The following is a 26,999-nucleotide window of genomic DNA, read 5'->3' as shown; positions in this document are numbered from 1 at the left end:
TTATTTTTTCCGGAGTTCTTCCGCAGTACTGAATATGGTATTGTATACCATTTCAATTTTTTCAGTATCCACCGAGGAAAAAGCCACACGGAGATGACGTTCATCTATGGAGACTGTTCCGATCCCGTGTTCATGCAGCAATTTCTGCCTGAGTTCCTCTGCCGCGATGCCCTTGCATTTTATGCTCATAAAATAGCCTGAATTAAAGGGCAGAGCCTCAAGTACGGTACTATCTTTATGTGAATCTATAAATTTTCTCACAACCTGATAGCGTTCTTTCAGGAGCTCCTTGAAAGCCTTTTTTTCCTGTTCAGTCCTTGAGTCCGATATCGTTTTCAGCAGAAGAGACTGGGACGGCGTTGCGGTACAGGAAACCGAACAGCGGATCGCACCGGTAAATTTTTTAATCAGAGCGTCGTATTGTTCTTTATTCATTCCTTTTGAGCCAAAGGTCAGAAATCCCGTACGCAATCCCCACACATAGTCTTCCTTTGTCGGACCGTCAATTTTAACGGCAAGAACACGCTCATGCGCGTTTGCAAGATATGCAAAAAGAGACTGGGGTTCTATATCGTTTTCGTAATCGAGATCAAAATATGCGTCATCGCACCAGACAAGAACATCGGCGCCGTCTTCCGCAGTTTCCGTTATGATTTTTACTATTTCCGCGGCTTCCGTTTTCGTCGGTGTATATCCTGACGGGTTCTGGGGAAAATTAAGAAGCATCCGGACCGTACCTGTTTTGGCCTGCTCCCTTACCGCCTCTCCGAAGCCGGAAATATCGAATTTACCGTCTTTGAACATCGAAAAGCCTTTGAGTGTTGCGTTCCTTCGCGTTTCGGCTATGAGAACATAGTTATCCCATGCCGGAGCCCCCGTTAAAAGAACGGAATCATCATCAAGAAACATATCCGCGAGATAGAACAAGCCTGCGGTCAGTCCCGGGACAAGTATGGGCATTGTTATCTGTGATCCTTTCAGTGAAGGGTTTTTCTCATAAATAGAATCAAGCCACACTTGGCAAAGTTCCGGATTTCCTGCGGTCGGCGCGTAACCCACGGCTTCTCCCGGACTCAGGGAAGGCAGCTGGTCCTGCAGGGCTGAAAGTATAAGAGGCTGGCCGTGGTTTACCGCCATACCGATAGTTGCGTTAGCTGTTTTTCCATACTTTTTTGCTTCTGCGCTTTGTGCGATTATTCCCTTCGGAAAATACAGTCGGGATCCGAGTTCTGATAACAGGCGGCCTGCGATACAGGGTGCCAGAATGGTGTTTAGCTCCTGGGCTAAAGGGTGAATATGCTGCGAATTTGACATAGTTCTTATCCTATACAACGGAGGGCCCCCGGTTGTCAATCTGCCCGAAGGCGCGTAAAATGAAATTCAGTAAATTTTTTTTCAGGAAAATATAAATGAACGATGTACAGTCCGGGTTTGAAAAAAGCAGGGAAATAGTCAATGCCTACCGAAACGGTATGGCGGAAAAGATTATTGGACAGAAAAAACTGATAGACGGAATTCTTATGGCTGTTATTGCCGGAGGCCATGTGCTGCTGGAAGGCGTACCCGGGCTGGCAAAAACACTTGCCGTAAAGACATTCGCGGAATTATCTTCCCTCAGTTTTAAACGTATCCAGTTTACGCCGGATCTTCTCCCTGCCGATCTCATAGGCACCCTCATTTTTGATCCCGCAAAAAGGGATTTTTCGGTCAGAAAAGGCCCCGTTTTTGCCAATCTGATCCTGGCGGACGAAATAAACCGGGCGCCTGCCAAGGTCCAGTCTGCGCTTCTTGAAGCCATGGCGGAACATCAGATAACAATAGGAGAAAATTCATATCCGCTTCCGGAACCTTTTTTTGTCCTGGCTACCCAGAACCCCATTGAGCAGGAAGGAACCTATACTCTTCCCGAGGCCGAACTGGACCGCTTTTTGCTCAAACTGGTTGTTCCCTATCCCCTTATGAATGAGGAAGCTTCAATAGTAAGAATAACAAACGGACTGCAGTCTCCGGAGTCCCCGGCAGAAAGGAAGAGCGGCAGAACGGCTGTAATAAGCACCCATGATATTATTCAAATCCGTGAGGATATTCAGTCGGTCCATTGTGATGATGCTCTTGTTTCATATATTGTATCGCTTGTCGCCGCAACGCGGCCTCTGGCGGAAACCCGCCGGGACAGACATCTCAGGGATGATTACCTGAAATATATTTCTTTTGGTGCGTCACCCAGAGCGAGCATTGCGCTGTGCCAGTGCGCAAGGATAAATGCTTTTTTTGAAGGCCGGAATTTTGTTCTGCCGGAAGATATTAAGGCTGTTGCATTACCCGTACTCAGACACCGGCTTGTGCTGTCTTATGAGGCCGGGGCGGACAATCTTTCTGCGGATGAAATCATAAGCGGAATCCTTGAAATAATTCCGCTTCCCTGATGGAAGTCACACTATGGAAAAATCGTATATTGCCGCACGGGCTAAATATTTAAAACTTGCCGCGTTCTCCATTTCCGAAGGAATGCTTTCCGGATGGTTTTTGTCGCGTTTCCGGGGCCAGGGCATGGAATTCGACAGCGTGCGTGAATATGAACCCGGCGATGATATCCGTTTTATTGACAGAAATGTTACCGCCCGGAGCGGTAAACCCTTTGTAAAAATTTTCCGCGAAGAACGCGATTTAACCCTGTTTCTTGTGGTGGATGCGTCCCTGTCAATGAACAGTATTGCCGGACCCGTATCAGGATGGGAAAAAGCCCTGGAAACGGCGGCTTTGCTTGCCTTTGCCGCCGAACAGAATGCCTGTCCCCTGGGTGCTGTTTCTTTCGGAGCTTCAGTGGAAAAGATTTTCAGTCCCAGACAGGGCAGGGATTATGTGCTTACAGTATTATCAGCGCTAGAGAGAACATCTTCCGGTGAACCCGGGTCCGCGCTGGCAAATGCATTGGCGGGAACTGCAAAGATCCTCCGTTCCAGATCCCTGGTAGTGATTATTTCCGATTTCAGAATTTCCGGATATGAAAAAAGCCTTGGACTTCTCGCCAGAAAACATGACGTAATCGCGGTCAGAATAACGCCTCCGGCTTCTTTTCCCTTTCCTGATTCCGGCTTCCTGGATGTAGCTGATCCGGAGATGGGCATGCACAAGAGCTTTCCTACCGGTTCAAAGACTTTCAGAAGTCAATGGGAGAGGGATCAGAAAGAATCTCTTATGCGCTGGAAACACATATGTCTCCGGCGGAATGTCTCGCCTCTTATTCTTTCAACCGGTGATGATGCGGTGTACAAGTTTTCATCTTTTTTCTCTGACCGCCGCAGTAAAAATACACGGGAGTAAAATATGGGAAAAAAAAAGCTGATTCTTTTGCCCGTACTTTTCTTTTCCATTCTCTTTATGCTATGGCCGGTAACACTTATTCCCCAGGAAGTTTTTATTGGTGATATCGCTGAGTGCCGGTTTGCGACCGATTCTTTCGATTCTGCTGCGGAACAGATTTTTCCGGTAATGCTGCCTCCCGAATCATTACCTTCTTCTCCTGATGCAACCATTCATTCAATAACCATCCAGAAAAACGGACCGGATATAACTGTTTCCATCAATTTTACGCCATGGAAGACCGGCGTTCTCCAGCTCCCGCCATTTTTTGTGAACAATGTCCGTATCCTTCCTCCTGCATTTCAGATTGCGTCATTAATGGAAAAAACAGGCATGGCTGTTCTTGCTCCTCCGAGACGGCCTCTTCTTGTTCCCGGAACAACATATTTGATATACGGAACTATTGCAGCTTCATGTGTTATAATTATGGTGCTGATTATTGTCTTCAGAAAATTGATTATAGCCCGCACAATAACTGCGTCTGCGCGGATAAACCGGGTCCGCTTCAAAAAAACAATGAAAGCTATGCGTAAGCTTGAAAAAAAGATACGGAAACAGCCGCAGGCAGAATGGTATGCGCAATTGTCACGGGTAATGAGAAATTACTTCGGCTTGTTATGCCGGAATGATCCTCTTTCCCTTCTTTCGTCAACCGGTCCTGAAATTGCTGCGGAAATCAAGTTTGTCTTTTTTCATATCCCCGATGCCATTTCCGATTCTCTGCTGAAAATGTTTGAAGAAATGGATATGATACGATTCAGCGGCCGGCCTTTTCCCGATATGCGCAAAGACCGGATTCATGACATAAGGCAACTGTTGCTTCAAACGGAAAACGCAGTAAATGAACCCGATCAGGAGATACAGCCACATGCCTGATTTTTCACGTCCGGTTTTTTTATTGTTAATTCTGCTTGTCCCCCTGTTTTTTCTCCTCCGGAAATACGGAATACTAAAAAAAATAGAATTCCCTCTTACTTTCTGTGACTGGCAGGGAATGGCCTTTACGTGGAAGGCTCCCTTTCTGCAATTTGCTTCCTGGTTTTCAGTTTTTACATTAATTGCAGCTTTTGTCTGCGCCATCATTGCCCTCTCCGGACCGGTCCGGCTCCGCCAGGAACCAATATACTCGGGCAGAGGAGCCGCAATTATATTTGTTATTGATATAAGCCCGTCAATGGCGGCATATACAGAAGACGGACAAACCAGAATTGACACCGCACTCCGTTATATAAAAGAATTCACTGAAACCAGGCCGGGTGAATCTTTTGGTCTTGTAGCCTTCGGGTCCGAAGCTGCGCTTCTTATTCCTCCTACTATTGATCATTATGTTTTCATTAACCGGCTTGAATCTCTTGTCCCCGGAGAGCTTGGCGACGGGACGGCAATTGGTATGGGCCTTGCGGTAGCCGCAGCCCATCTGATATACCGTTCATCGGGCAATGCATACGTCATACTTTTGACTGACGGCGAGAGTAATACCGGTGAAATAAACCCGTCCACTGCTGCAGGTATTTATCCTGAAAATAATATACATCTCTTTGTTGCCGGTATAGGCAGTACGGGTGAAACCGCAATTGAATATACGGACCCGAATACCGGAAGGCGCTATAGCGGATTCCTGGATTCTGATTACGATGAAAAAACACTGATGGATGTCGCCCAAAAAGCCGGCGGTACTTATATACGGGCAAGGAACAGCGAAATGCTTGAATCGGTTTTTATGCGCATGGGAAATACTATTCCGCTTGCTGATACTTCCTGGACGCAGTCCGTCGAGGAATCCCTCGACCATATATTTGTTTTATTTACCCTTGCGCTGGCCTGCGGAGCCTGGATATTGCGGCGGCTGATAATGGGGGGCGTATTATGAATCAGCTTTTTGACCGCCCGGCCTGGCTGTTCGCAGCTTTTGCAGTTATTCCCTGCCTGATATTTCTTTTCCATAAATTTAAAAAAATATTTTCTACTCTTGGACCCGCGGTACGGTCAGAACATGTTACGGAAAAATCATTAAAAACCGGATTCTTTCTGAGGAGCCTTTTTTTTGCTTTAAGCTGGATATGTCTCACTATAGCGGCCGCCGGACCCCGCTGGGGAAGCAGATATACAACAGTCCCTCAGGAGGGCTCGTCAGTAGTATTTGCTATGGACATTTCCCGGAGTATGACTGTTTCTGACATGCAGCCCAGCCGCCTGGCTTTTGCGGCGCAGTATGCAAATATGCTGACCGGGCAACTGCAGAATACACTTTGCGGAATAGTTCTGGTTAAAGGTTCTGCTGTTCTTGCCATTCCTCTCACCGCAGATTACCAGATAGTCAGGAGCCTTTTTGAAAGCCTTTCCCCTGCGCTTCTTTCATCTCCCGGATCGGATATAGCGAGCGGAATACGCACAGCCCTGACGGCCTTTCCGAAAAATATCGGAACCTCAAAAACGATTATACTTTTCACTGACGGTGATGAAACCCAGGGTTCTCTGATCGCTGCCGCCCGGCAGGCCGGAGCGGAAGGCGTACAATTGATAATCGTTGGTGTAGGAACGGAAAGCGGCAGTGAAATTAATGTATACCCGAACTCGGAAAACGCCAGTTTTATTTTAACTCCGCTAAGAGAGGATACGCTGAAAGCCGCCGCGGACGAGGCGGGTAATAACGGACTCTATGTTCAGGCAATCCTCCCCGGTTCGGCAAGAACAATTCTTGATTTTATTTCTGTTTCCGGAGGAAACCAGCGGCGGATAGTATATTCATCGCAGCCTGTATACAGGTATTTTGAATTTATTCTGGCAGCGCTCCTTTGTTTTTGCGCCGGTATAATGGCAGGAGGACGAATATGGAGAAAAAAATAGGATGCCTCCTTGTTTTTCTTTTTCTGGTTTTCATGTCAGGCTGTACCCCAGCAAAGCCGGCTTTGAAAATACTGTCGGGCGCCCTTGCCTCTAACCGGCAGGATTTTGACATGGCTGTCATGAAATTCCTGACTGCGGAACATGAAGCTTTAATAGGAGATAATCCCTCCGTCTGGGAATATGCGGAATACGGTCTGGTGTCAGTGTATCTCATCCAGAATGAATATGAAGCCGCCCAAAACAGGCTGGAGGGAATTCTTGACGCATCATCACCCGATATCCGTTCCGGGGCATGGTATCATTTCGGAATAATCGCTTACCGCAGAGGTGAATATCAGGAAGCGGCTTCATATTTCCGGAAGGCGCTTGAAAATAAACCGGATTCAATTGACGCAAAAATAAATCTGGAATTGAGTCTGCAAAATACTAAAGATGAAACGGTGGAATCGACCGGACAGACCCGGGTATTTCATGGCTCGACTGACGAAGAGCATAAAAACCGGACAATCTTTGACTTAATCAGGAAAAAGGAACAGGACAGATGGAAAAACCAAAAAGACACTGCGGACAATTCCTCAATAGCGGATTATTAACAATTTTCTGCCTGCTTTTTTTTCTTTTTCAGCCAGGCTTATGGAAATTATATGCACTTGAAACCTCTTTTGACATTTCCTCATACGAGGTTATGACAGGAGAACCGGTTTTACTGTCAATTACCGTATATAATGCTTCCCCCCAGGATATTCAGGCGGAAATTATCAATATCCCTGAGGGATTCAAACTCATTTCAGCCGGCAAGGAACCCCGCTGGGCTGAGTCCTCCGGCGTTTTTTCCGGAAACAGAATTCCCACAGTGTATATTACATATGAATGGGTCCCGGAAAATCCCGGTTTTTTTACTCTGGGACCATTTAATATAACAGCCCCTGCAGAACATGTTTCACTGCCCCAGGTTTCAATACATGTTATGGCTTCGCCCGGCAGTACGCATGCTTCCCTCCGCTGGAAAGTCCATGACGGACAGCCGGTTGCCGGCGTTCCTGTCCGCATCCTGCTGGAAGGCCTTTTCACCGGAACGGTAACCTCTCTTATATGTCCTCCGCCGGAAAACGCCCTTCTGGAGCGCCTCCAGGAAGAATTGCCCTCCGGTGAAATAGATGAAAAAAACGGAGAACCTTGGCTGCCCCTCGCAGTTTTCAGCTGGACCCCCCTTGTATACGGAAAACAGCCGCTGCCTGAAGCCTTTATCGAATATATCACTGCCGACGGAAAAAAATATACGCTTTCTTCCATACCTGAAGAAATATCCATCAGCGCTCCTTCCGCACACACCGCAGAAACGAGCATCCCGGATTCCCCTGTTTTACGGGACGCTTTTTCCTCATCCGGTGATGATAACAGGCTTTCCGGCGGGGAAACATCCCTTGCGGAAATAAAAATGTTTGCGGATATGTTACAGGAAACAGAACGCGTCCCGGAGGTTCTTGCCTTGGCTGAATATTTCCGGCAGGGCTTATATGCGGAAGCCCTTGCGCTACTGCGCCGCGCGGAATATACAAAACTCTTTCCCGGAAAATACCGGAATATCCGGACCCGGGCGGAAGAAATACTCGGGTTTGAAAAAACGCTGTCCGTGCCGAATACCGTACTCCCCTGGTGCATTATACTGGTTTCAATACTCACCGGACTCACTTTACTAATAAAAAAACGAGTATCCGGGACAGGCGTTCCGGGGCTATGGGTATATATTGGAATATGTGCTATAATATGCATGATCGGATTTGCCTCTGTTGCCAGGCTGCATTTTTATCATGCCGGAGTGACGGTCGGCACCGATGTATACCACATTCCCGAATTGAATGCGGGAATAATGGGAAGCCTCCCGGCGGGTACGCCGGTACGTATTGTCCGAACGGCGGAAAAGTGGGTTTATATACAAACCGCTCAAAATCAAAGGGGCTGGGTGCCGGCTCTGAAGGTTATAGAATATACAACAGGAGAATAGATCAATGAATTTTGGTGATATTCTTGACGAATGGGAAAAGATACCCGCTTCCGCGAAGGTAAAAAAAACAACTGCATTGCAGGATGAAAGTACAGAAAACGCATACGGCCAAAAAGAATTGCCCCATGCAAATCCCATGGATGTCTGGATGCGGCGGTACGGAATTCAGGATAAGGATGCTCTCCTTGAAAAGGAACGGGAGCAGGAAAACAGTTCCGGCAATAAAAACTATAATGCCGAACGCCGAAAAAAGCTCCGGGCCATGAAACCCGAGGCTGTTATTGATCTGCACGGATTAAACCGTGAGGAAGCCTGGATAAAGCTGGATGTTTTCTTTGCCGATAGTGTCCGGCAGGGGTTGAGTAAAATTCTTATTGTGCACGGCAAGGGTAATCATTCCGATGAAAATCCCGTTCTTGGCAAAACAGTGCGGGAATTTATTGAAAAAAATCCCCATGCCGGAGAATCCGGGACGGGAGCCAAAGAACAGGGTGCTGCCGGATCAACCTGGGTTATCCTGAAGTAACGCGGCTGAAAATAACAAAAAATTATGAAAAAGTCGTGTAACTGTATGGCTTTTCTGGGTATTTTCTTAATAAGGTTTAGAGGGATGCAATTTTAAAACTGAGAAAGTTTTGAAATTGCAACCTTAGGCGTAACAAAAGAAAAATCTATTTCTATCAGATATAAAGAAATAGATTTTTCTTTGAAAAGCTTCTTTCAAAACTAACCGAGTTTTGAAAGAAGCTCGGGGATATGAAAAATATCCGTAACAGTATAAAATAATATATGTACTTTCCAACTGACGGAGACAGGGTTTATGACAGATTATTATGAAATATTGGGAGTCCCCCGTGATGCCTCACAGGAGCAAATAAAAAAAGCATACCGTGAACAGGCCCTGAAATATCATCCCGACCGGAATCCGGGAAATCCGGCCGCCGAAGACCGGTTTAAACTGATAAACGACGCTTACTCCGTACTCAGCGATACAGATAAGAAGCAGCAGTATGATATGGGCGGCTATCAGACCGATGAAGACCGCAGGCAGAGAGCGGCGCAGGAAAATAACACATACGGCCAGTATGGCTGGACTTTTTACGGGCCTTTCGGTGCGTCAGGCAGCTGGAATACGGAAGAGCGCAAGCGGACATATACAACATACACAAAACGGCAGGCCTTTGAGATGCTCCTCAAAAATATTCTTCTGACTCTGGTAGGATTATTTTCACTGCGTTTCGCAATATGGTTTATTCCATTCGGATTAATTATCAGTATAGCGCTTATCAGTAGCGGTGTTACCAATATAATCCGGGCCATCAGTATTCTGTTGGGGGCGGGGAAAAACAGCAGAAAGGGAGATCAATAGGGGCGGATGCTTCCAAAACCCTGTTCTGGAAGAGCTTTCGCTTACTTTTCTCGGTAAATTATTCTGCCCCTGTTTAAATCATAAGGGGATAACGCGACTTTTACGCTGTCGCCGGGAACAATACGGATATAATGCTTCCGCATTTTTCCCGAAAGATGGGCCAGTATAATATGACCGTTTTTTAATTCGACCCGGAACATTGTATTCGGGAGAGACTCCTTCACAATACCTTCAACTTCAATAGCTTCTTCTTTGGCCACAATTCCTCCAAAAGAGAGATAAAAAGCGAAAAAAAATTTGCCTTTTCATGATTTCATACGTATAATTCTATGGACTATCAAATTTTTTGTCAACTGGAGTTTGCCTTATGGAACAGGAATTTGTTGAACAGATGAAAGAATCGTTATACGCTCTGAAAAAAGAGATAATAGATACATTGGTTTCGAATAATGAAGATTTTCGTGATATTGTAGAAGGTATTGATCCCAAAGATTTTGCGGATATTGCTTCGGACGATATGGACCGGAAAATGCTTGAAACACTCGGGACCAAGGAAATGAAAAGGCTCCGGCTTATAGATTCGGCGCTTTCGCGCATTGAACAGGGAAAATACGGTACCTGCATGAAATGCGGGAAGAAGATTCCCAAGGAGCGGCTTGAAGCCATTCCGTATGCGCTTATGTGTATCGATTGCCAGACCGCGGATGAAAGGCGGAACCGGTAAACCTACGCAGGACATGCGGTATATCACAGCCTGAATTCTCATATCGTATCCAGCTGACGGATATCCTGATAATGGGTTATTTATCAGCGGTGTACGAGAGACATAACCGTCAAAAAAATAAGCGCAAAAGCAACAAGGACAGCGGGAATTACAAGCAAAAAGCTGAATCCTGATCCGGTTTTTTTATACAGGGACCAGCCCTTGAAAACACAGATCAGGGGTACGACAAAAATATTCATACCAAGAATAACCATCCAGTTTCCGCCTGCGCATAACAGTATTCCCAGCGAAACAGCTATAATGGTTATGAACAGCAGGCCGGCACCTATACCCCTTTTTTCATGGAATAGCTGTTTTAAATATCCTATATTAAAGAAAACAGGGATAAACAGAAAAGAAAGGCAGGCCAGAATAAATGATTTTCCGCTCATGGAATTAATGGTTCCGGTTTTTTCGCGGGATTCATTCAATGCAGGAGTTTCTTCATTCCCCCGGCTCCGCTCGCCGGCCGGAAATATACCAGAGAGCAGGTTCGCGGCTTTTTCCGCATGTTCTTCCCGCACAAAAATTTCTATTTCGCCGGCGAGAAGGTCCATGCCAGTAAAAAGTTTTGTTGTCCCCAGAATATTCTGGATATACAGGTTTTTGATGTAGAAATCAATGTTATTTTCTTCAAAAATATTTTTAACCTGCAGCGCTTCAAATTCCTTATTTGTTGCAAAAACGCATTGATCCATTTTATACTCCGTCTGTACTCTCTACGCGAAAAGAGTATACCATAAATAATAAGGCCCGTAAAATCCGGGCAGTGGACTTGTTTTCACAAACGAAACTTACATGTGTATATCAGGGAGAATAGTATTATGTTTTTTAATTCGGCATTCTGGCTTGTTATTTTAATTATAGTGCTGCTGGGTGCGGGATTCATCCTTGGAAGACAGTTTACCAAAACCAGAGAAAGAAAAAATACCAATATTTCCGGCAGAATCAGGGAAATTCTGCCGGCGTCGGAATACGCCTGCCTGGTATATCATTACAGTTCAGTTGTGCAGGACTCGAACAGCCGTTCCATTATTAACTGGAACATACCGTTTACGGAGAAAAAAATAATATTCGTAATTGACGGAACAATAAAACTGGGCCTCAACGGAAAAGATATAGCAATCAAAACGGATTATAATGTTATAAAAATAATGCTGCCGCAAATACGGATACTGTCTCATGAATTATATCCGGAAACATTGCAGGTATATAATGAAAAAAGCGGTATTTTTAACCGGTATAAAGCAAAAGAACATTTTGAATTGCAGGCTGAAAATAAAAATGTTATGGCAGATAAACTGCTTGCCAATGATGATATTTTTGCGCAGGCAAGGGAAATAGCTGAACAGCAGTTCAGAAGTTTCCTGGAAAACCTTCCCGGGATCAGGGATGTTTATTCAATCATTTTTCAGTGGAAACAGGATTTTCTTCCTGAACCGGCCCTGAACAGCGATCAATAACGTCGGCTGCCTCCCTGCAGCATTTCAGGAGAGCATATCCGGCAGCTTATATACATCTTCCACGCCGGAAACCAGTATGCCTCCCATCCCCAGCTCCAGCGGAAGGGCGATATCTATGTCAAACCGGTCTCCGACTGAAAGGCATTTGCTGAGCGGCACCCCGGCGGCTTTTGCCGCCCGGCGGAGGGGTTCCGGATGGGGCTTTGAGTAACCAGTGGTATCAAGCGCAATAATAACCGGAAACAGGTCCGCGACCCCCAGCGCGGCAAGCGTTTTTTTCGCGGGAACCAGAGGATTGTTTGTAACTGCCCCCAGCGTATATTTTGCCGACAATTCTGAAAGGGTCTCCCTCAGACAGACATCCGGAGCCAGAAATTCCGCCGGTTCAAGCAATTCATTCCTCCAGCGGATGCTCTCCTCTATGGGTATCCCGAAATGGGTCAGCGTATTACCCAGACTCAGCGAAGTACCGTGTTCCTTCCGGAAGTTTTCCCGGAAGGCTGCAATCATTTTTTCCGCTTCAGAATAGGAAATACCTTTGATATCAGCGAATCTGCGTATCTGGATACCGGTCTGTTCCCGGGCATATGCTTCGTTCGTATACAGGGTTGAATCTATATCAAATATGATACAGGAAAGATGATCAGGAATTCTGTAAATTGTCATACTGCGCATATTTCCGGGAATAACTGGCCAGCCGTTCCGGGGACGGCTCAAAATACCTGCTGATTTTTACCAGCCTGTCCGCGGCCTCCTGAATGGCGCCGTAATCCCCGAGGGAGGTAAAACCGATAATTGCATCTCCCATGAGTTCGGCATCAGGAGTACGGGTAAGCGCGAAAACTGAACCGGTAATATCGGCCTTAAGCTGGTTCCACAAATTGTTTTTTGCCTGCCCGCCCGCAAGCGTAAAAACAGGCGTATATCCGGTAACCGCCTGAAGGATTTCAATCCCTCTGCGTATGGAAAATCCTATTTTTTCGATGACTGCCATTCCGGGGTGTCCCGGGGTTTCCAGTATCTCTTTGAGAATTTCAGGGTAGGGCAGATCCTCCTTTCCCGATTCTTTCCGGTAGTTATGGAACAGTGTTCCCGTTTCCGGCAAAAGAAAAGAAGCATTCCAGAAACCGGATAAAACCGAAGGAAGCGTCCTGACTGAAGGGTGTGAAACAGGCTGTTCCGTACATATATTAAGACCTTCACTGGTCCCGGCCCTGTCACAGGCCTTCCCGGGCAGAATGGTTCCCGTTCCGATCAGCGCGGCAAAAAAATCAGGCGCGCCTGCTATAACCGGAATGCCTGACCTTGTTTTCCCGGCGACCGTGCCGGGAGGAACAAAGGGAGGGAGTTTTGCGGGGTCAATGCCGGCTGCTTCAATATCATGATCTGTCCAGTATGCGTTCCGGAACCGGGATTCCGGTAAAATGGTAACCGCATTTGCTGTCAGGGAATATATGAGATATTCCGGGCAGGAAAACAGAAAACGGGCTTCAGTATATGCTTCGGGAAAAAGTGTACGGAAAGCTGTTATACGGGGAATAAAGAGTGATTCTGAATGTACCTTCGACGGTGATTCGGGGACCGGATCATCCCATAAAAGAACTTTTCCCGGATTGCCCTTGCTGTCAGCACTGACCAGCGTAGGCCCGTTTCCCGAAATAATTATTGCTGAAATATCGCCGCCGCGCCGGCAAAGGGAAGTCCAGGCCTGGTCAAAGGCTTTAGTCCAGGCCCTTGCCCTGCTTGCGGGATCTTCCGCCGAAGGAAAGCGGTGCCGGACAGAGGCATGTATTGTCCCTTCCGAATCGATCAGGCCGGCTTTTAATGAAGAGGTCCCGATATCTGCGGCCAGGACAAATCTGTTCATTTTCAGGATTTTGTCTGATCCGTTTCGGCCGGTTTGTCCTGTTTTACCAGTTTTTCAATAATGTTCCGGTTATCGAGCAGGTCGCTGAGGGACTGGTTATGATGCAGCCGTGAAATAACCTGCGCAAATAAACGGGAAACACTGGTTTTAATATACCATTCCTTTTTCAGCAGTTCTTCATGATAAACGGCATTGGTGCCAATAATGCGGTAAAAGTGACCCTTTGCATATGCCTCATCGAATAATTCGATGGCATTGCCCGTAAAGAAGGGCAGGCTTATGGCTGCAATAACCTTTGTGGCCCCTTTTTCCTTCAGAAATTCCATGGCCTTGAGCAGCGTTCCTCCGGTGCCAAGCATGTCATCGGCAAGAAAGGCAACCTTCCCCGAAACATCCCCGAGCAGTTTGATACTGGTAATATTTGTGTCGGTCGCGTTCTGGGTAACTACAGAATAGTCCCTTTCCTTGTAAATCATCGCGAGGGACTTTTTCAGACCGGTTGCGTAGAATTTATTGCGGTCGACGGCCCCGGTATCCGGCGACACAACCACAAGATCATCCTCGCCGCTGGTCAGATCGACAATTTTTGAAAGTTCCCGGATAATCTGGTAGCTTGCGTGGAGATTTTCTATCCTGGCTGAATAAAAAGCATTTTCAATTTCACGGGAATGAATGTCCAGTGTAATAACCTGGCTCACTCCGAGGTTTTCATATAAATGACCGAGCAGACTTGCCGTAAGCCCTTCGCGGCCTTTTTTCTTGTGCTGCCGGCTATAGGGATATACCGGCAAAACCAGTGTAATGCGTTTTGCCCCGGCATGCCGCACCGCATCAATTGTTACCAGAAGACACATGATATGGTCATTTACCGACAGCCTCATTTTATTTTTGCCGTCATTCAGGGTCAGCTCCTGGTGGTTTTCCACATCCTGAAAGATAAAAACATCCTTTCCCCTGATGCAGTCCAGTAATTCAGTCTTGAATTCCCCATTCATAAACCAGGTAAAACGGCTTTTTACCTTGAAACCCGGAGCCCTGTACTTTTTTATGTCACCTTTAATGCAAATATCAGATGTCTGCAGGTCATTGTAGAAGTTGATGTCCTTTATGAGGCTGGTTTTTTCCATATCATAACGTTTTGCCAGGACATCACTTTTCTGGTTAAAGCGACGGCGGTAAATATGGTTCAGATGATGGATAGTCTCATCAGCGAACTTTTCACCGCCCGGACAGGCAACAATTGCAAGATCAGTTGGCTCTGAATATGTCATGTAATCTCCCCGATACATAATATGTATCATTAATCGGAGAAACTATCAAGATTTATTCAAGCCCATTATCCGTGCGAAAATGGAATGTTACCATTTTTTTACTTTTGCGGGGTTTTCTTTACAGGAAAGGAGGATCATTGTTCCTGAACAAGGGATTTTAAAATCCATCCGGCCCCGCTATTTTTCGAGAATGGTGATTTCAACCCGGCGGTTCCGGGATCGGTTCGCTTCGGTGGTATTCGGCACCAGAGGTTTTTCCGCCCCGAAACCTCTGGTGTATACATTATATTTGCTCCGGACTCCCATCTGGACCAGATAAGCGGCGACCGCCTCGGCCCTTGCCTCTGAAAGTTTCTGCCTGCTGCCTGCCGTTCCCGCGAGGGCGGTATGCCCGCTGATAAGCAGTTCCTTATCGGGGTAGCGCTCAAGAAGAGCGGCAAGCCGGGTTATTTTTTCCTTTTCAAGAGGAAGCAGATTTGCGGAATCAGGTTCAAATTGTATATTTTCAAGAGTTATCGTAATCCCTTCTTCGGTTTCACTGACCAGGGTGTCAGGGATATTCAGGCGGGCTATTTCCTCATTCATTTCCCGGACAATCCGTGTCCTGTCCAGGGCCGTATTTTCCGTGACCGTAGCCTCCGCCTCTCCGCGGAATTCAAGCACAATCCCCGAGGCAAGCTGCATCCTGATATGGAATTCTTCCGTATAATACTGGATCATTCCGGCCTCATTATCCCAGTAAATCTGCTGTCTGGAAAATCCCTGGGTATTCACGGGATAATTGACCGAATAATCAGACGGACGTCCCGGCGTTTCAAAAAAAAGGGTATATTCAGCCTGAATATGGTGGAGTGTTTTCCCTTCTTCTTCAACCGTTTCCTTGTAAAGATATGAAACCTCAAACGGCACCCTGAAAGGTTTTTCCAGTCCGAGCTGGTCACGGAGATCATGCACTTCTTCGCCTGTTCCTGTCCATGTATCTCCGGGTTCCACATTATATTCGGGAAAAGTGGGAACATTCCGGACAACGGGCATAAAGTACTCGTCACCTATGGTATATACTCCGACTTCATCCCGCCGGAAGATACTTTCATATTCGCGGCCCCAGGTAAAGGACCGGTTGTTGGTCTGCTCACTGGTCATAAAAGTACAGTAATGACGGGCCGAGTAAAAAGAATCCCCAGCCTTTTTGTCAACATCGGAAACCTGGACTGTTATCCTGTTTGTAATTTCCGCGCTGTGGGAATATCTGCGGTTAATATATACGGTTTCACGCACAACCGAATTGATGCGGTAGGAATCCCCTTCAAAAAAACGGTAGCGGAAGGTTTCCGCCGCTGAGAAGAAGGGCAGTATCGAGAAAATAAAGAAGACAATGCCGGTGCGGAGACGCTTTTTCATACTACGAATATCGGCGTTTTGAAAAAAACTATTACAGGTTTTTACAATGTTACATGTTGGCAGGCTTCTCCGTATTTTCCAAAAACACTGTAACGTTTCAGGATCATTGTTATTATATTAGTGTATGTTTTGAAGCTGAATACATAAAGCTGTATAAACAACCTCCTTTTGTTATCCCGGCAGGGTTTTAAGCTCCTCCTTTTACCTGCCGGGTTTTTTTACGGGCGGATTGCGGTGGAAATACCGGGGTTCTCCTCCTAATACTTTATGAGCAGGGAAGCACGATGTATCACGTTGTAATATATCGTGTTTTGATATATCGCATTATGCTATAGCGCGATATATCAAAACTCCCGATCAGCATCCCCGTGCCGGATTAAATCGGTTAAGTGAAGCTTTCTCCTTAATTTATCCGCTTTCCGGCAGGAACCGGCCGGGGTTGCTTGACTCAATACCATCTTTTTGATAGTATGACATTATACGACGCAGGGTAGAGCAGTTGGCAGCTCGTCGGGCTCATAACCCGGAGGTCCCAGGTTCGAGTCCTGGCCCTGCTATAGTCCTAATTCTTTATGTTATAGGGAATTAGGGCGGGACTACCAAACAACGATGTCCTTAATCATCGCATATAGCGACAAAGTGGCACAAAAAATGGCGTAAATCCATTTTCAATGTCACGGACAGGATTAGGGACATGAAAACACACCTTCCTTTTTCCGTATTAAAACGGAGCGACCGGCAATTCTACACAGTCAGATTCAAGAACGAACAAACCGGTAAATACCTTCCAGCAATTAACACCAAAAAAGAAACTGAAAAAGAGGCCATAGAAATAGCCTTTGAATGGCTCAGGGACGGCATACCCCAAAAAGGGGAAATGGTCAGTCTGAAAAAGTATTCCCTGCGGGATACAGCGAAAGAGGCTGACCTGACCAAAGCCGACGCTGAGTTTATCTGCAAAGAGCTTCAGCGCCGGGGACTGCTGAAGTCATATATCCTTGAAGAAAGTAAACAGGCAATAGATTTTATAACATACCTGACCGACTTCTGGGACTGGGATAAATCCCCTTACATAAAAGAAAAGTTACGAAGGAACCACGGAATCCACAGGCGCTATGCTATCGAAATGACCGGAACGGTCATAAGATACTGGGCGCCTTTTTTTCGTGGTAAGGCCCTGGGCGAGATTACCCGGCAGGATATAGAAGCCTTTATTACCCATCTGGAAACTCTGCCTGAACAAGCCCAAAAAGAGCAGGCTGAAATAGACAGGGCGTTACAGGAAGAAAAAGAAAAGGAACAAGCTGAAATCAAAGCGGGCTTACGGAAACCGAACCGGAAAAACGCCGCTCCCAAAGTCCGCCCGATTGTCCGCTTTCCGAAATCAGCCTCAAGAAGAAATACCATAATACAGGCGGGGACTGTTCCCCTTGCGTGGGCCTTTCAAAAAGAAATGATAGAAAAAGATGTTACATCGGGAATAACCTGGTTTTCCGGTAAATCCAAAGAACGCCAGATATTAACTCCGGAACAGGCCAAAGCCCTTTTTAAAGTTAACTGGAAGGATGAAAGATCAAGGCTTGCCAATATGCTGGCAATGGTTACCGGAATGCGGGCGGGAGAGATTCAGGGTTTACGGATACAGGATTTAGGACAGGATTGTCTTTATATCAGGCATAGCTGGAATTTTCAGGACGGCCTGAAAACCACAAAGAATAATGAAACCAGGACTGTCGAGGTTCCTTTTCCGGGGCTTATGCGTGAGTTAATAGAGATGGCAAAAAGTAATCCCCACGGCCAGGACATGGACAGCTTTGTATTCTGGGCGGAAAAATTTTCAAACAAACCTATGGAACAGGATATTTTCAGGCGTGACCTGAAAGACGCATTGATAAAAACCGGACTCAGTCAGGAATCGGTAATGGCCTATACCTTTCATGGCTGGCGGCATTACTTTACTGCTTATATGAGGCCCCGGATTGATGAAAAACTCCTGCAATCCCAAACCGGACATAAGACGCTGGTTATGCTTGATCATTACGCCGGGCATAGGATTGCCGGAGACCGGGAGCGAATCAAGCAGGCCCAGATAGAAACTTTTGGGGATATATTGCCGGAAGAAAAGATTAGTTTTCCGGTGGTACATTTCCCTGCGTAAGATAACAGGTTTGTATGTTTTTCACGGTTTGGGTGACCGCCTCGACAATATCATTACTCCAATTTGTTAAGGCGGTTGTTATTTCCGGCGATACAGCATTTTCAGGCTTAAATAGCTCATAAGGTTCTATATCCAAGGCAGAAGCCAATTTTACCAAAGTTAACGGAGAAATCCATTTTCTGCCATTCTCAACATCACTCAGAAAAGGAATAGAAATATCAAGCTTTTCAGCCAATTCAGCCTGTGAGAATTTACGATAATTTCGATATTTTTTTAAGTTTGAGCTTAGAATACCGCGTATTTCAACTTCCGTCATATCCTACCTTGATCCCTCGTTTTAAAAATATGTACTTATATATAACGGATTGGATAAAAATCACCTCATATATTGCACCCAAGTTACGAATTACAAAAAGTAATTCTGATAGCTAGGTAATTATTATCTTATTGGCCTTGATCGTATTGCAAATAGCTATTAAAATTATAGTTATATTGCTATTAGCAATGGTTAAAACAACTAAGAAGGATTAATAAGGAGCTTTTATGAAAACGTTTATTTGGACTTTTCTATTATGTTTATTCTGCATTTCTTGTTCCGGCGGGACAAAAAGTGATATTCTAGGGTTACCTTATGGTATTGAATATTCAAAAGCAAAAGAAATCATCATTAAGACAGGGCTGGAAATAAAAGAAGAAAATTCTAACCAAAATGATAGTGAAGATTTGAAAAAGTATGGTTTAAGATCAAGTTTTTCTGTTGATAGTAAATATGGTTCAGATGATGCAAAATACACTCTCTCATTTCATTCCAATAAATTAGTTGGTGGATTGATTAGGATAGATTATCCGGATACTCAGAAACTTGAACGGAAATCTATTGAAATTAAGAATAAGTTGATAAGAGAGTTTGGAAATCCGAAAAATGAAACAAATAGCATGTCAGCATGGGAAAAAAATAATTTATTTATTTTTCTCGCCTCAATGGATTTATCTTCCATCGATACTTATTATAATATATTAAATTATCAAAATGAAAATTACTATAATCAGGAAATACTTGCAAGATATAAAATGCTTGAAGATACATGGAAGGTATCCATTTATCCAAAAGAATATAGAATTATATTCTCTAATGGTCAAATGGTTAATGAAACTTATGAAAGAAACAAATTGATAAAAAAAGGCGAGCCAATTCCATATATCCTTTCCGGAAATAAAATTAGAGCTGTTGATGAGAATGGTATTTTAATTGAAGAAATGGAATATATTCTTGATAGAAATACTTTAAAAATAACATTTGCCGATGGTGATAAAATGGATTTCATAAGAGTGCCATAAAAGAGAAGATTGCACACAAGTTCCCCCGCTATGCCGGGGGATTTTTTATTTATAAAATACAATTTTTTACAATATTTAATCAAAATGCCACATTCATAATGCAGTCGTTTTCTAAAATCATAATGTTCTACATTAAATTCCTATAATATAAGGTGAAAGGGCAAAAAAATTTTATAAGGAGAATAAAGGAAATGACACCAAAAGAATATCGTTTGCTAAATAATCATGACTATTCCCAAGATATGGGAGAAATGGGCAAAATTTTCACTGAATGGAATGACAAGAAAATCAATGGAACAAATGCAGTTCAAATGATGAAACAATGTTATGATGTAGGCTTAGAAAAAATAGAAAATAAAAAATCTATAGAAATTCAAAAGAAAGAGCTAAAAAGATGCTTTGATTCTTTAGCTTCTTATATCAAAAATCGTGACTCACTAGATGATAAAGAATTATTTACCACAAACAGTGATTCAGCACCAAAAACCAAGGATCATAGCTTAGTAGATAGTGAAGAGTTGCCTGATTGTTATAAACACTTTTTTATGGTGCTTCTCGAAAATACTGCACCCGATGCTTATAACGCCATGAAAAAAGCACTTGATATCAAAATGGTAGTTTATGAAAACGGCTTTTATAACTTCAAATGTGCAAAGGGTTGTGTAGGTTTAATTTTTTCAACCGCGGGATATACAGAATACAAAGTAATAAATCAACATATTTTGATAAACGGGAATTCACCAGGAAAATCAACATTAAAAAATGGGAGAAACAATACACCTCCGAAAGAATGGAATGAGATAGAAAAACTGCTTTTTTCTAATTAAACCCAGAATAAACTCAAAACAAACCTCTACGGATTTAGCCTTATCAATGCTTAAAAAATATATTTATTTTATAACATGCAAAGAAAAAATTGCATGAGGAGGTTAGATATGCTTAATTCTGAAATATCAGGTAGAGAAGTTTTAAGCCGTGAGGAAGCGGCAACGTTTTTGGGTATATGTAAAACTACTCTGGACAGTTTGCCTATACCACGAATCAAAATCAGGCGGAGGGTTCTTTACCGGAAATCCGAACTGGACGAATGGCTCATCCGGAATACACAAATAAAGGATGGCCTGAAATGAATGAAAAACAAGCAAGCCTAAAGGTCATCAATATTGCAGAACGGCTTTGCGAGAATGCCGCAAAAATCCGTTATGGTTCGGTCAGCGCTACCCTGAAAATCCATAATGGGCGGGTTGTGGATATTACTCACTCCATAACGGAAAATACACGGGAACAGGAGAAATAAAAATGAAGCCGGATGCCATTTATTATTTTGAACGTATACCTGGAACTCGAACCCGCTACAGAAAAATTGGTCATAAAGGAAAAATTATTCCAGATTTTCCATCTGTCTATAAAAAAGGGAAATATAAGGGGGAGAAATATATAGTTTTCCGGAAGAAAGAAGGTTATTACAATCAAAGTTCCCCGCAATTTTCCCATACGCTTGAATTGGCGAGAAGTCAGATAATTACATGGCTGATTTTTATGCCTGAACGTCCCCTGCAATCATACGGAGATTACAATGATTATGGGCTACTCATTGAGTTGTCGGAAGATTCTGAGCAACTTACAGTCTGGTTTTTTAAGGGGTTACAGGAAGCGGTACCTCTTCTTTTTCAAAAATGGCTGGCAGGGCAAATCCCTGAAGTAACAAAATCCGGGATAGTAACACTGAAATATGGAACCGATTCATCACACTGGTAACAAGTTACTTTGCCCACCAGTTTCTGTCTCTATAGGGAGGTTTAAGATGTTTGATAATGTAACACTGAAAATATATGATCCGCCAAGAAACTATATTCCGGGTAGAGATATTACAGACAAATATAGAAGTGATATAAACACCTACAGAGGAAAAATAAAGAATATGGGAATATATAAAAATCTTAATTCTCTGGTAATCTGTGGTTCACTGGCAAAATATCTGTATGGTGAAAATATAACTCCATTGACTCGGGAAGAAGTCAGGATGAGTATAGAAAAACTGGAACAGGATATTAATCTTGATTTAAAAAAAGCCATTGTCACGTCTGCGGAATTTGGAACAAGTATCATCATCAAAGAAAAGCCATTTGAATATCTGAATTTATTTGGAAATACAAAAAGACTTACCCGGATAGAGTATTCAAAATGGACTGGCGTTGAAACCGTGACTTATACTTCCAAAAAAGGTTCATTTGAATTTATTGGATATGATAAAGTCAAAGAAATGCTTGATAGAAAACAGGAAATCCCTTCTTTATTTGCCGGGGCAAATGTCCTTCGCCTTGAATTCAAAATACGAAATAGAAAGGGTATAAAATCAATATTTAAAAATGACTTAACAGCCCAGGATCTTTTGATGAAAATATTTATAAGAGATTTCAAAAACTATTTTATGATAAATACACAGTTATAGAAAAAATGGGGCAGTTAGTATATGCCGATAAGTCAGAAAATATAACTCCGGCAAATTTGCGAAAATTGCAGGCTGAGCAATATCGTCAATGCTTTCCTAAAGATTATCGCTATTCTATACAGCAATTAAAGGAAGCTGGTAAACTATCTCCAAAAAATCTTGAACGAATACAGGCGGAAAATAATAAAATGGGACATGATATTTATATAGCTGAGCCCAATACTTTAATAAAAGAACTCGATGTTCTTGTATATGATAGAATGATGTTCGGGACTTAAATTGTATGAAAGTTAATATAAACCCCTCTTTAATAGGCTGAAAATTCCCTTTAAATAGGGGTAAATGATTATAATAGATATATACTAGTATAAGCCAGTTCCAAAATGCAAAATTTTGGAGCGGCTCATTAGAGGATGATGAGGTAAAAAAAAAATGAAGATAAAAGAACTATTTAAGAGAACGCCTCCTTTTTCTCTTCGGGGGATAGCGCACTTTATGAATGGCTTAAAAATGAACTAGATCCAAACTTTGATGTAAAAACAATGCAAGAAGCTATTTCATATCTTGCCCTTTTCATAAATCAAAAAATTGGAGTTGATTTTATCCGGAGTAATGAAACTATAGAAGTTCCATCCCTAAAGAAAGGAAGTGGGATTTCCGATGGAAGGGTTGATTTGCAAGGATGGAAAACAAACACTCTTTCTTATATGCTCAAAGAACTTCAAAAAGAAGTTTGATTTTGGGGAATTGGGGAGGCTCCTTGGTGAAAAGGTATATCCCCGATCAATAAGCCTGCCCTGATCCGCTATAAACTACTCCTGGACAGTCCAGGAGTAGTTCCAGTGCTTCGATAGCCAGACAACAGTAAAATCACTAATGAGGGGCCTTGAATCACTATAAACCCTTATTTTAAGCCACTTAAATAATTAGCTTTAATTCTTTTATGTCTTTATAATGCTTTATATCATTTGACATTAATTTTTCATCACCAAAATTAAACAATCGGTTTTAATATTTTGCATTGTACTAAAAATTTAATTGCATAATGAAACGATTTATTTTTGGCAGTAACATTATATTGCTTTTTCAACTCGCCAAAATTTACTATTCCGTATTCTTTAAGTTCTTGTACAAAATCGAAGTATTCCTTATTAATCATAAAGAACATATTATTTCTGACATTGAAAACAACAAATACATTTTCATATTCCTGCCTATATAAATATTCGCTGTTGATTTCAAAATTAATATTATCTGTCAACTCAATTGGTTTTTTATGAAGTGGTGGTTGTGCTTTCAACGGCATTGTCCCCCAAACATCTTCAGCGTTCCATTTACCTGAAAAAACCTTGGCATTTGTCCGACAGCCGCCAAGACAGCGATTGAGCCAAGTGCATTTCTCACATTTTTTAGGTACATATTGCATAGACCGCCAATCGCTCATCTTTTTCCAAATTGTTTTTAATTCCTCTTCCAAAATATTTCCATACGAAGTTGTATTATTAGCACAAGGGCGAACATCGCCATTGCACGATACCGCAATAAATGAGCGCCCCGCTTGGCACTTACGAGAGAGAAATAAATGGTCTTCAGATAAAATTTTATCAGAAAATAAACACTTTGGTAATACATCCAAACAATCCACTTTCAATTCTAACGTTTTTTCTGCCCAAAGCAAATCGTTAATTACCTGACGAACTTCATCTTTTGAAAGCAGTAAATCCAATCGAGGATATTCCATATTTAGTGCCATCGGTGTTGTAGAAAATGCACGACAACCTATTTTTTTCATCTTTTCAGCTGTAGCACGAATCTCATGCAAATTATCTTTTGTAACAACCATATTGACGCTAAGTTTTAGGTTCGCTGCGACTATTTTTTTTGCATTGTTTTCAAACAAGGTATAATTATCTACCAAAGTTAATTTTTCAAAGAAGAAGATACAGCTGAAGGACACGAAGTTAAAATACGGGTTTCGGATTTCTTCAGAAATTCAATAAAATCGTCATCTAAGAGAGTTAAATTTGTATTAATTGAAACTATCGTATTTGTATTATTTGATAATGCAATAATTTTTTTTACTAAATCCTTATTAAGTAAAGGTTCTCCACCGGTTATTATTATTTGGATGATACCATTGTTTATTAATTTTTAGCACACGCCAATACAGTTTCATCGTCAACTTTTCGCATAGGACGATTTTCTATTTTGGAATCTAACTTATAACAATGTAAGCACTTGTGATTACAAGAATTTGTAATTTCAAGGTGTGCCATTAAAGGAACTGATAAATATTGTCTTTCTATTTTCATATCATTTCCATTTCTTCTTTAGTTTTAGTGATTTCATTGGTTTTGATAGTTCTCTAATACCCCAATAGCACATTTCAAACATTTTATAGGCATTGCGTAATAAAAAGAGTTTTTGATACTCAAATTCCTGCGTTTCTGATAAATCCAACAGTTTATTTGCGACTGCACTCATCGAATGATATTTATTACTATCGTTAAAGGATGTAATCGACCCTTGTCGTCGCCGATGAACATAATGATGAAATTTTATATGAGAGTATGTCGTTGCTAAAAGCAACATTTGAGGAACCCATTCTTCATCTTCATATGTTATTGCTTCATTAAAAAACAATTTGTTGTCTTGAATTATTTTTCTTTTTACAACAAAACGCCATACTGTATGAAGGAGTCTAATCCGATATAAATAATTCAAAACTTTTTCTTGTGATTGGTTATTGATTTTCCGATAATTAATACTTTCTGGATTTAGAGGAGTTCTTCTTTCATCTTCGACAATGCAATCAAAACCACCAATAAAACAATCAATATTCTTTTTTTTATTAACATTATTAATATATGTAAATAACTCTCCCTGCATGTAATCATCGCTATCTAAGAAAAAAATATATTCGCCAGAAGCTTTGCTTATCCCAACATTTCTGGCATGAGAAACCCCTGCTTTCTGAATTTTCTCTACGAATATTTTTTGGGGGTACAACCTTTCATATTGTTTTGCAATTTCATACGAATTATCATTTGATTGGTCAATAATAAAAAGTTCCCAATTTTCATAATTTTGAGCAATTACACTCTTGATACAAGTTTCTAAGTAGTTACTTGTATTATAAGAAGGAATAATTACTGAAAATTTTACTGTATCTTTCATCTATTTGTCCAATTATAACATTTTTGTCAACAGAACTCCGACCACCTGCATACAACACACCTGTGGCTTGGTGAACGCGAGGATTTATCTACACTTAAAATGTGACACGAACAGTGATTGTTCTCACTGTTTACCAGCCGAATCGCATCCTTCATTTATCAAACCGCCTCGCTGTCAGCAGGCTTCGGTTGTCAAATCTTGCTATTTAATGAGCAAAATCAAACAAAACTTTTACCTGTGGTAACAAGAACCGTGGTCATAATGTTGAAAAGAATCATATGTGTTAACATAACCCTCTTTATCAATACAACCATTTTTGCCTTCGTATAAATTTAGATTGATACTATAAAAATCATATACAATCATTTCGTCAAAATTGACTTTTGCTTCCTTATCCTTTGTGTCCATAAAATACTCCTTATAAAGTCATTGTAAAATTGTTCTTTTAATCTTTGTTTGTCAAGGCTACGGAGCATGCATCATTAAACGTATAATCTTTCATACACATTTTCCACTATTTATCCAGTGTAACATAACGTCCCGGGTGTATCCGACGCAGGCCCGTGCCGATAGGTGCGTCCGTGGATACACGCTGTTAGACGAAGTGCCCAATAATATATTTAGAGCATAGCTAAAAGTTCAATATGATTTTTGATAGAAATACGCTTAGGATATCCCAAGCCTTTGTATTGTTGATTTTTAAGATTTTCTCTATAATTTTCAGCAGCCTGTGTTTCAATATGATTTTCAAATTTATTAAAAAAAGCAACAAGCTTCTTCAATGCTTGAAAATATTTTCCTTGAACGTTTGCTGTTGTTTCTTTTTCATCGGAAATAAAATGATATATCCACATCTGGCTGTTTTTCTTAATGCATGTCCAATGCAAAGCAACTGCATGAGCAGGTCCTCCAGGAGATATTTTTCTTCCTATCATTTGATAATCACTAAATCCATTAAATCCGTTTTCCTTATAAAGAATATGATTACTTGAGAAATATTCGTTTTCTGGATAATCTGCATTCCTAATTGCTGGATTGAAAGGATCATCTAATAGGATAATTTCATTTTGTGATTTAATTTTAGTAATAACATCATTCGAAAATCTATCCTTAAAAATAAAATATTTTGTATCTTTTAAGATACTTAATATGCTATCAATTTCATCAATTTGTCTATATAAAATAGGAACTAATCTATCTTTAAATGGGGCTTTACCTGATAACTCTTTTAAGTATTTATAATCAATTGAATTTTGTATATTCATTGCAGGAATAATGTTGCTATTCGCTACTAATTCAAATAATACTTTTTATCAATGGAATCAGAAAGTTCAGAATTGATTATTACAAAAGTTTTGATTTTACTTGAAATAATTTTCTGAAAAAACTTAATTGTTGTTGAATTCATATTCATAAGTTCGATCACAGGAAAAACATTTTTTGTATCAATGATTAAATTTTGTAATTCTTGAATTGCATATAATTCTTCTCTCTTTCCTCGCAAAATTGGATAATACATAACAAC

34 protein-coding genes and 1 tRNA gene are annotated in these 26,999 nt (G+C 42.0%); 21 read left to right on the top strand and 14 right to left on the bottom strand.

What is annotated here, in order from left to right; genetic code table 11:
- Positions 1–1,314: an aminotransferase class I/II-fold pyridoxal phosphate-dependent enzyme gene (locus tag K7I13_RS05440; RefSeq protein WP_255948603.1), complete on the bottom strand. Its 1,314-nt coding sequence runs from the start codon at positions 1,312–1,314 to the stop codon at positions 1–3.
- A gap of 95 nt (positions 1,315–1,409) precedes the next feature.
- Between K7I13_RS05440 and K7I13_RS05435 the strand changes: the two genes are divergently transcribed.
- From K7I13_RS05435 to K7I13_RS15510, 9 genes are all read left to right on the top strand, one after another.
- Positions 1,410–2,426, top strand: coding sequence for an AAA family ATPase (locus K7I13_RS05435; protein WP_255948602.1), 1,017 nt, complete (start codon positions 1,410–1,412; stop codon positions 2,424–2,426).
- A gap of 13 nt (positions 2,427–2,439) precedes the next feature.
- Complete coding sequence (locus K7I13_RS05430; RefSeq protein ID WP_255948600.1) at positions 2,440–3,324, top strand: DUF58 domain-containing protein; 885 nt, start codon at positions 2,440–2,442, stop codon at positions 3,322–3,324.
- Between the two features lie 3 nt (positions 3,325–3,327).
- A complete protein-coding gene (locus K7I13_RS05425) occupies positions 3,328–4,239 on the top strand; it encodes a hypothetical protein (protein ID WP_255948599.1) in 912 nt (303 codons plus the stop codon).
- On the top strand, positions 4,232–5,233 hold the full coding sequence (locus tag K7I13_RS05420) for a VWA domain-containing protein (protein WP_255948598.1): 1,002 nt from the start codon (positions 4,232–4,234) through the stop codon (positions 5,231–5,233). The genes K7I13_RS05425 and K7I13_RS05420 overlap by 8 nt, the downstream gene beginning before the upstream one ends.
- Positions 5,230–6,210 (top strand): VWA domain-containing protein, encoded by a 981-nt coding sequence (locus K7I13_RS05415; protein WP_255948597.1) that lies wholly within the window; start codon positions 5,230–5,232, stop codon positions 6,208–6,210. The genes K7I13_RS05420 and K7I13_RS05415 overlap by 4 nt, the downstream gene beginning before the upstream one ends.
- Positions 6,195–6,803 (top strand): tetratricopeptide repeat protein, encoded by a 609-nt coding sequence (locus K7I13_RS05410; protein ID WP_255948596.1) that lies wholly within the window; start codon positions 6,195–6,197, stop codon positions 6,801–6,803. The genes K7I13_RS05415 and K7I13_RS05410 overlap by 16 nt, the downstream gene beginning before the upstream one ends.
- Positions 6,804–6,895: 92 nt before the next feature.
- Entirely contained in the window at positions 6,896–8,215 is a 1,320-nt protein-coding gene (locus K7I13_RS05405; RefSeq protein WP_255948595.1) for an SH3 domain-containing protein, read from the top strand.
- Between the two features lie 4 nt (positions 8,216–8,219).
- Positions 8,220–8,741, top strand: coding sequence for a Smr/MutS family protein (locus K7I13_RS05400; protein ID WP_255948594.1), 522 nt, complete (start codon positions 8,220–8,222; stop codon positions 8,739–8,741).
- A gap of 294 nt (positions 8,742–9,035) precedes the next feature.
- Positions 9,036–9,584, top strand: coding sequence for a J domain-containing protein (locus K7I13_RS15510; RefSeq protein ID WP_305118717.1), 549 nt, complete (start codon positions 9,036–9,038; stop codon positions 9,582–9,584).
- 41 nt (positions 9,585–9,625) lie between these two features.
- On the opposite strand, the gene infA is transcribed toward K7I13_RS15510, so the two are convergent.
- A complete protein-coding gene (infA, locus tag K7I13_RS05390) occupies positions 9,626–9,844 on the bottom strand; it encodes a translation initiation factor IF-1 (protein ID WP_255948593.1) in 219 nt (72 codons plus the stop codon).
- A 107-nt stretch (positions 9,845–9,951) separates the two neighbouring features.
- Here infA and K7I13_RS05385 point away from each other — a divergent pair, with 107 nt between their 5' ends.
- Positions 9,952–10,308 (top strand): TraR/DksA family transcriptional regulator, encoded by a 357-nt coding sequence (locus K7I13_RS05385; RefSeq protein WP_255948592.1) that lies wholly within the window; start codon positions 9,952–9,954, stop codon positions 10,306–10,308.
- An 83-nt stretch (positions 10,309–10,391) separates the two neighbouring features.
- Here K7I13_RS05385 and K7I13_RS05380 read toward each other — a convergent pair whose 3' ends face one another.
- Positions 10,392–11,045 carry a putative signal transducing protein gene (locus K7I13_RS05380; protein ID WP_255948591.1) on the bottom strand — a complete coding sequence of 218 codons (654 nt, stop codon included), beginning with the start codon at positions 11,043–11,045 and terminating at the stop codon, positions 10,392–10,394.
- 126 nt (positions 11,046–11,171) lie between these two features.
- On the opposite strand from K7I13_RS05380, the gene K7I13_RS05375 reads away from it, so the two are divergent.
- Positions 11,172–11,810, top strand: coding sequence for a DUF4230 domain-containing protein (locus tag K7I13_RS05375; protein ID WP_255948589.1), 639 nt, complete (start codon positions 11,172–11,174; stop codon positions 11,808–11,810).
- A 24-nt stretch (positions 11,811–11,834) separates the two neighbouring features.
- Here K7I13_RS05375 and K7I13_RS05370 read toward each other — a convergent pair whose 3' ends face one another.
- The 4 genes from K7I13_RS05370 to K7I13_RS05355 all read right to left on the bottom strand — a co-directional run bounded on the left by K7I13_RS05370 (position 11,835) and on the right by K7I13_RS05355 (position 16,349).
- Positions 11,835–12,476 carry an HAD family hydrolase gene (locus tag K7I13_RS05370; RefSeq protein ID WP_255948587.1) on the bottom strand — a complete coding sequence of 214 codons (642 nt, stop codon included), beginning with the start codon at positions 12,474–12,476 and terminating at the stop codon, positions 11,835–11,837.
- On the bottom strand, positions 12,454–13,677 hold the full coding sequence (locus K7I13_RS05365) for a xylulokinase (protein ID WP_255948585.1): 1,224 nt from the start codon (positions 13,675–13,677) through the stop codon (positions 12,454–12,456). The genes K7I13_RS05370 and K7I13_RS05365 overlap by 23 nt, the downstream gene beginning before the upstream one ends.
- Before the next feature lie 2 nt (positions 13,678–13,679).
- Entirely contained in the window at positions 13,680–14,948 is a 1,269-nt protein-coding gene (gene prs, locus K7I13_RS05360) for a ribose-phosphate diphosphokinase (RefSeq protein ID WP_255948583.1), read from the bottom strand.
- A 177-nt stretch (positions 14,949–15,125) separates the two neighbouring features.
- Positions 15,126–16,349 carry an OmpA family protein gene (locus K7I13_RS05355; protein ID WP_255948581.1) on the bottom strand — a complete coding sequence of 408 codons (1,224 nt, stop codon included), beginning with the start codon at positions 16,347–16,349 and terminating at the stop codon, positions 15,126–15,128.
- Positions 16,350–16,833: 484 nt separating this feature from the next.
- Here K7I13_RS05355 and K7I13_RS05350 point away from each other — a divergent pair.
- Together K7I13_RS05350 and K7I13_RS05345 are read left to right on the top strand one after the other, a co-directional pair.
- Positions 16,834–16,906: transfer RNA gene (locus K7I13_RS05350), tRNA-Met, on the top strand.
- A 137-nt stretch (positions 16,907–17,043) separates the two neighbouring features.
- Complete coding sequence (locus K7I13_RS05345; protein WP_255948579.1) at positions 17,044–18,507, top strand: tyrosine-type recombinase/integrase; 1,464 nt, start codon at positions 17,044–17,046, stop codon at positions 18,505–18,507.
- Here K7I13_RS05345 and K7I13_RS05340 read toward each other — a convergent pair.
- The gene (locus tag K7I13_RS05340; protein WP_255948577.1) at positions 18,476–18,823 is read right to left on the bottom strand and encodes a helix-turn-helix domain-containing protein; all 348 of its coding nucleotides are present in this window, start codon (positions 18,821–18,823) and stop codon (positions 18,476–18,478) included. The genes K7I13_RS05345 and K7I13_RS05340 overlap by 32 nt on opposite strands.
- A gap of 227 nt (positions 18,824–19,050) precedes the next feature.
- On the opposite strand from K7I13_RS05340, the gene K7I13_RS05335 reads away from it, so the two are divergent.
- From K7I13_RS05335 to K7I13_RS05300, 8 genes are all read left to right on the top strand, one after another.
- Positions 19,051–19,845, top strand: coding sequence for a hypothetical protein (locus K7I13_RS05335; protein ID WP_255948575.1), 795 nt, complete (start codon positions 19,051–19,053; stop codon positions 19,843–19,845).
- A 191-nt stretch (positions 19,846–20,036) separates the two neighbouring features.
- Entirely contained in the window at positions 20,037–20,672 is a 636-nt protein-coding gene (locus tag K7I13_RS05330; protein WP_255948574.1) for a hypothetical protein, read from the top strand.
- Positions 20,673–20,780: 108 nt separating this feature from the next.
- Positions 20,781–20,975 (top strand): helix-turn-helix domain-containing protein, encoded by a 195-nt coding sequence (locus K7I13_RS05325; protein ID WP_255948572.1) that lies wholly within the window; start codon positions 20,781–20,783, stop codon positions 20,973–20,975.
- A complete protein-coding gene (locus K7I13_RS05320; protein ID WP_255948570.1) occupies positions 20,972–21,142 on the top strand; it encodes a DUF2292 domain-containing protein in 171 nt (56 codons plus the stop codon). Before K7I13_RS05325 ends, K7I13_RS05320 begins: the two co-directional genes overlap by 4 nt.
- Positions 21,143–21,144: 2 nt before the next feature.
- On the top strand, positions 21,145–21,603 hold the full coding sequence (locus K7I13_RS05315) for a hypothetical protein (protein WP_255948569.1): 459 nt from the start codon (positions 21,145–21,147) through the stop codon (positions 21,601–21,603).
- Positions 21,604–21,649: 46 nt separating this feature from the next.
- Complete coding sequence (locus K7I13_RS05310; RefSeq protein ID WP_255948568.1) at positions 21,650–22,297, top strand: phage/plasmid replication domain-containing protein; 648 nt, start codon at positions 21,650–21,652, stop codon at positions 22,295–22,297.
- Between the two features lie 5 nt (positions 22,298–22,302).
- Entirely contained in the window at positions 22,303–22,575 is a 273-nt protein-coding gene (locus tag K7I13_RS05305; RefSeq protein WP_255948567.1) for a hypothetical protein, read from the top strand.
- A 264-nt stretch (positions 22,576–22,839) separates the two neighbouring features.
- Positions 22,840–23,034 (top strand): hypothetical protein, encoded by a 195-nt coding sequence (locus K7I13_RS05300; RefSeq protein ID WP_255948566.1) that lies wholly within the window; start codon positions 22,840–22,842, stop codon positions 23,032–23,034.
- Positions 23,035–23,291: 257 nt separating this feature from the next.
- On the opposite strand, the gene K7I13_RS05295 is transcribed toward K7I13_RS05300, so the two are convergent.
- The 6 genes from K7I13_RS05295 to K7I13_RS05275 all read right to left on the bottom strand — a co-directional run bounded on the left by K7I13_RS05295 (position 23,292) and on the right by K7I13_RS05275 (position 26,993).
- Positions 23,292–24,215 (bottom strand): SPASM domain-containing protein, encoded by a 924-nt coding sequence (locus tag K7I13_RS05295; protein ID WP_255948565.1) that lies wholly within the window; start codon positions 24,213–24,215, stop codon positions 23,292–23,294.
- A gap of 2 nt (positions 24,216–24,217) precedes the next feature.
- Entirely contained in the window at positions 24,218–24,415 is a 198-nt protein-coding gene (locus K7I13_RS15585; RefSeq protein ID WP_439647480.1) for a radical SAM protein, read from the bottom strand.
- A gap of 195 nt (positions 24,416–24,610) precedes the next feature.
- Positions 24,611–25,474 (bottom strand): glycosyltransferase family A protein, encoded by an 864-nt coding sequence (locus tag K7I13_RS05290; protein ID WP_255948564.1) that lies wholly within the window; start codon positions 25,472–25,474, stop codon positions 24,611–24,613.
- Between the two features lie 231 nt (positions 25,475–25,705).
- Positions 25,706–25,882 (bottom strand): hypothetical protein, encoded by a 177-nt coding sequence (locus tag K7I13_RS05285; RefSeq protein WP_255948563.1) that lies wholly within the window; start codon positions 25,880–25,882, stop codon positions 25,706–25,708.
- 212 nt (positions 25,883–26,094) lie between these two features.
- Positions 26,095–26,739 carry a sce7725 family protein gene (locus tag K7I13_RS05280; RefSeq protein ID WP_255948562.1) on the bottom strand — a complete coding sequence of 215 codons (645 nt, stop codon included), beginning with the start codon at positions 26,737–26,739 and terminating at the stop codon, positions 26,095–26,097.
- 26 nt (positions 26,740–26,765) lie between these two features.
- Positions 26,766–26,993 (bottom strand): hypothetical protein, encoded by a 228-nt coding sequence (locus tag K7I13_RS05275; protein ID WP_255948561.1) that lies wholly within the window; start codon positions 26,991–26,993, stop codon positions 26,766–26,768.
- Positions 26,994–26,999 lie beyond the last annotated feature (6 nt).

It is taken from the genome of Brucepastera parasyntrophica (assembly GCF_022376835.1).
Classification (GTDB): Bacteria; Spirochaetota; Spirochaetia; order Treponematales; family Treponemataceae; genus Brucepastera; species Brucepastera parasyntrophica.
Note: the sequence above shows the minus strand (reverse complement) of the source record. Positions and strands in the feature narration are given on the sequence as shown.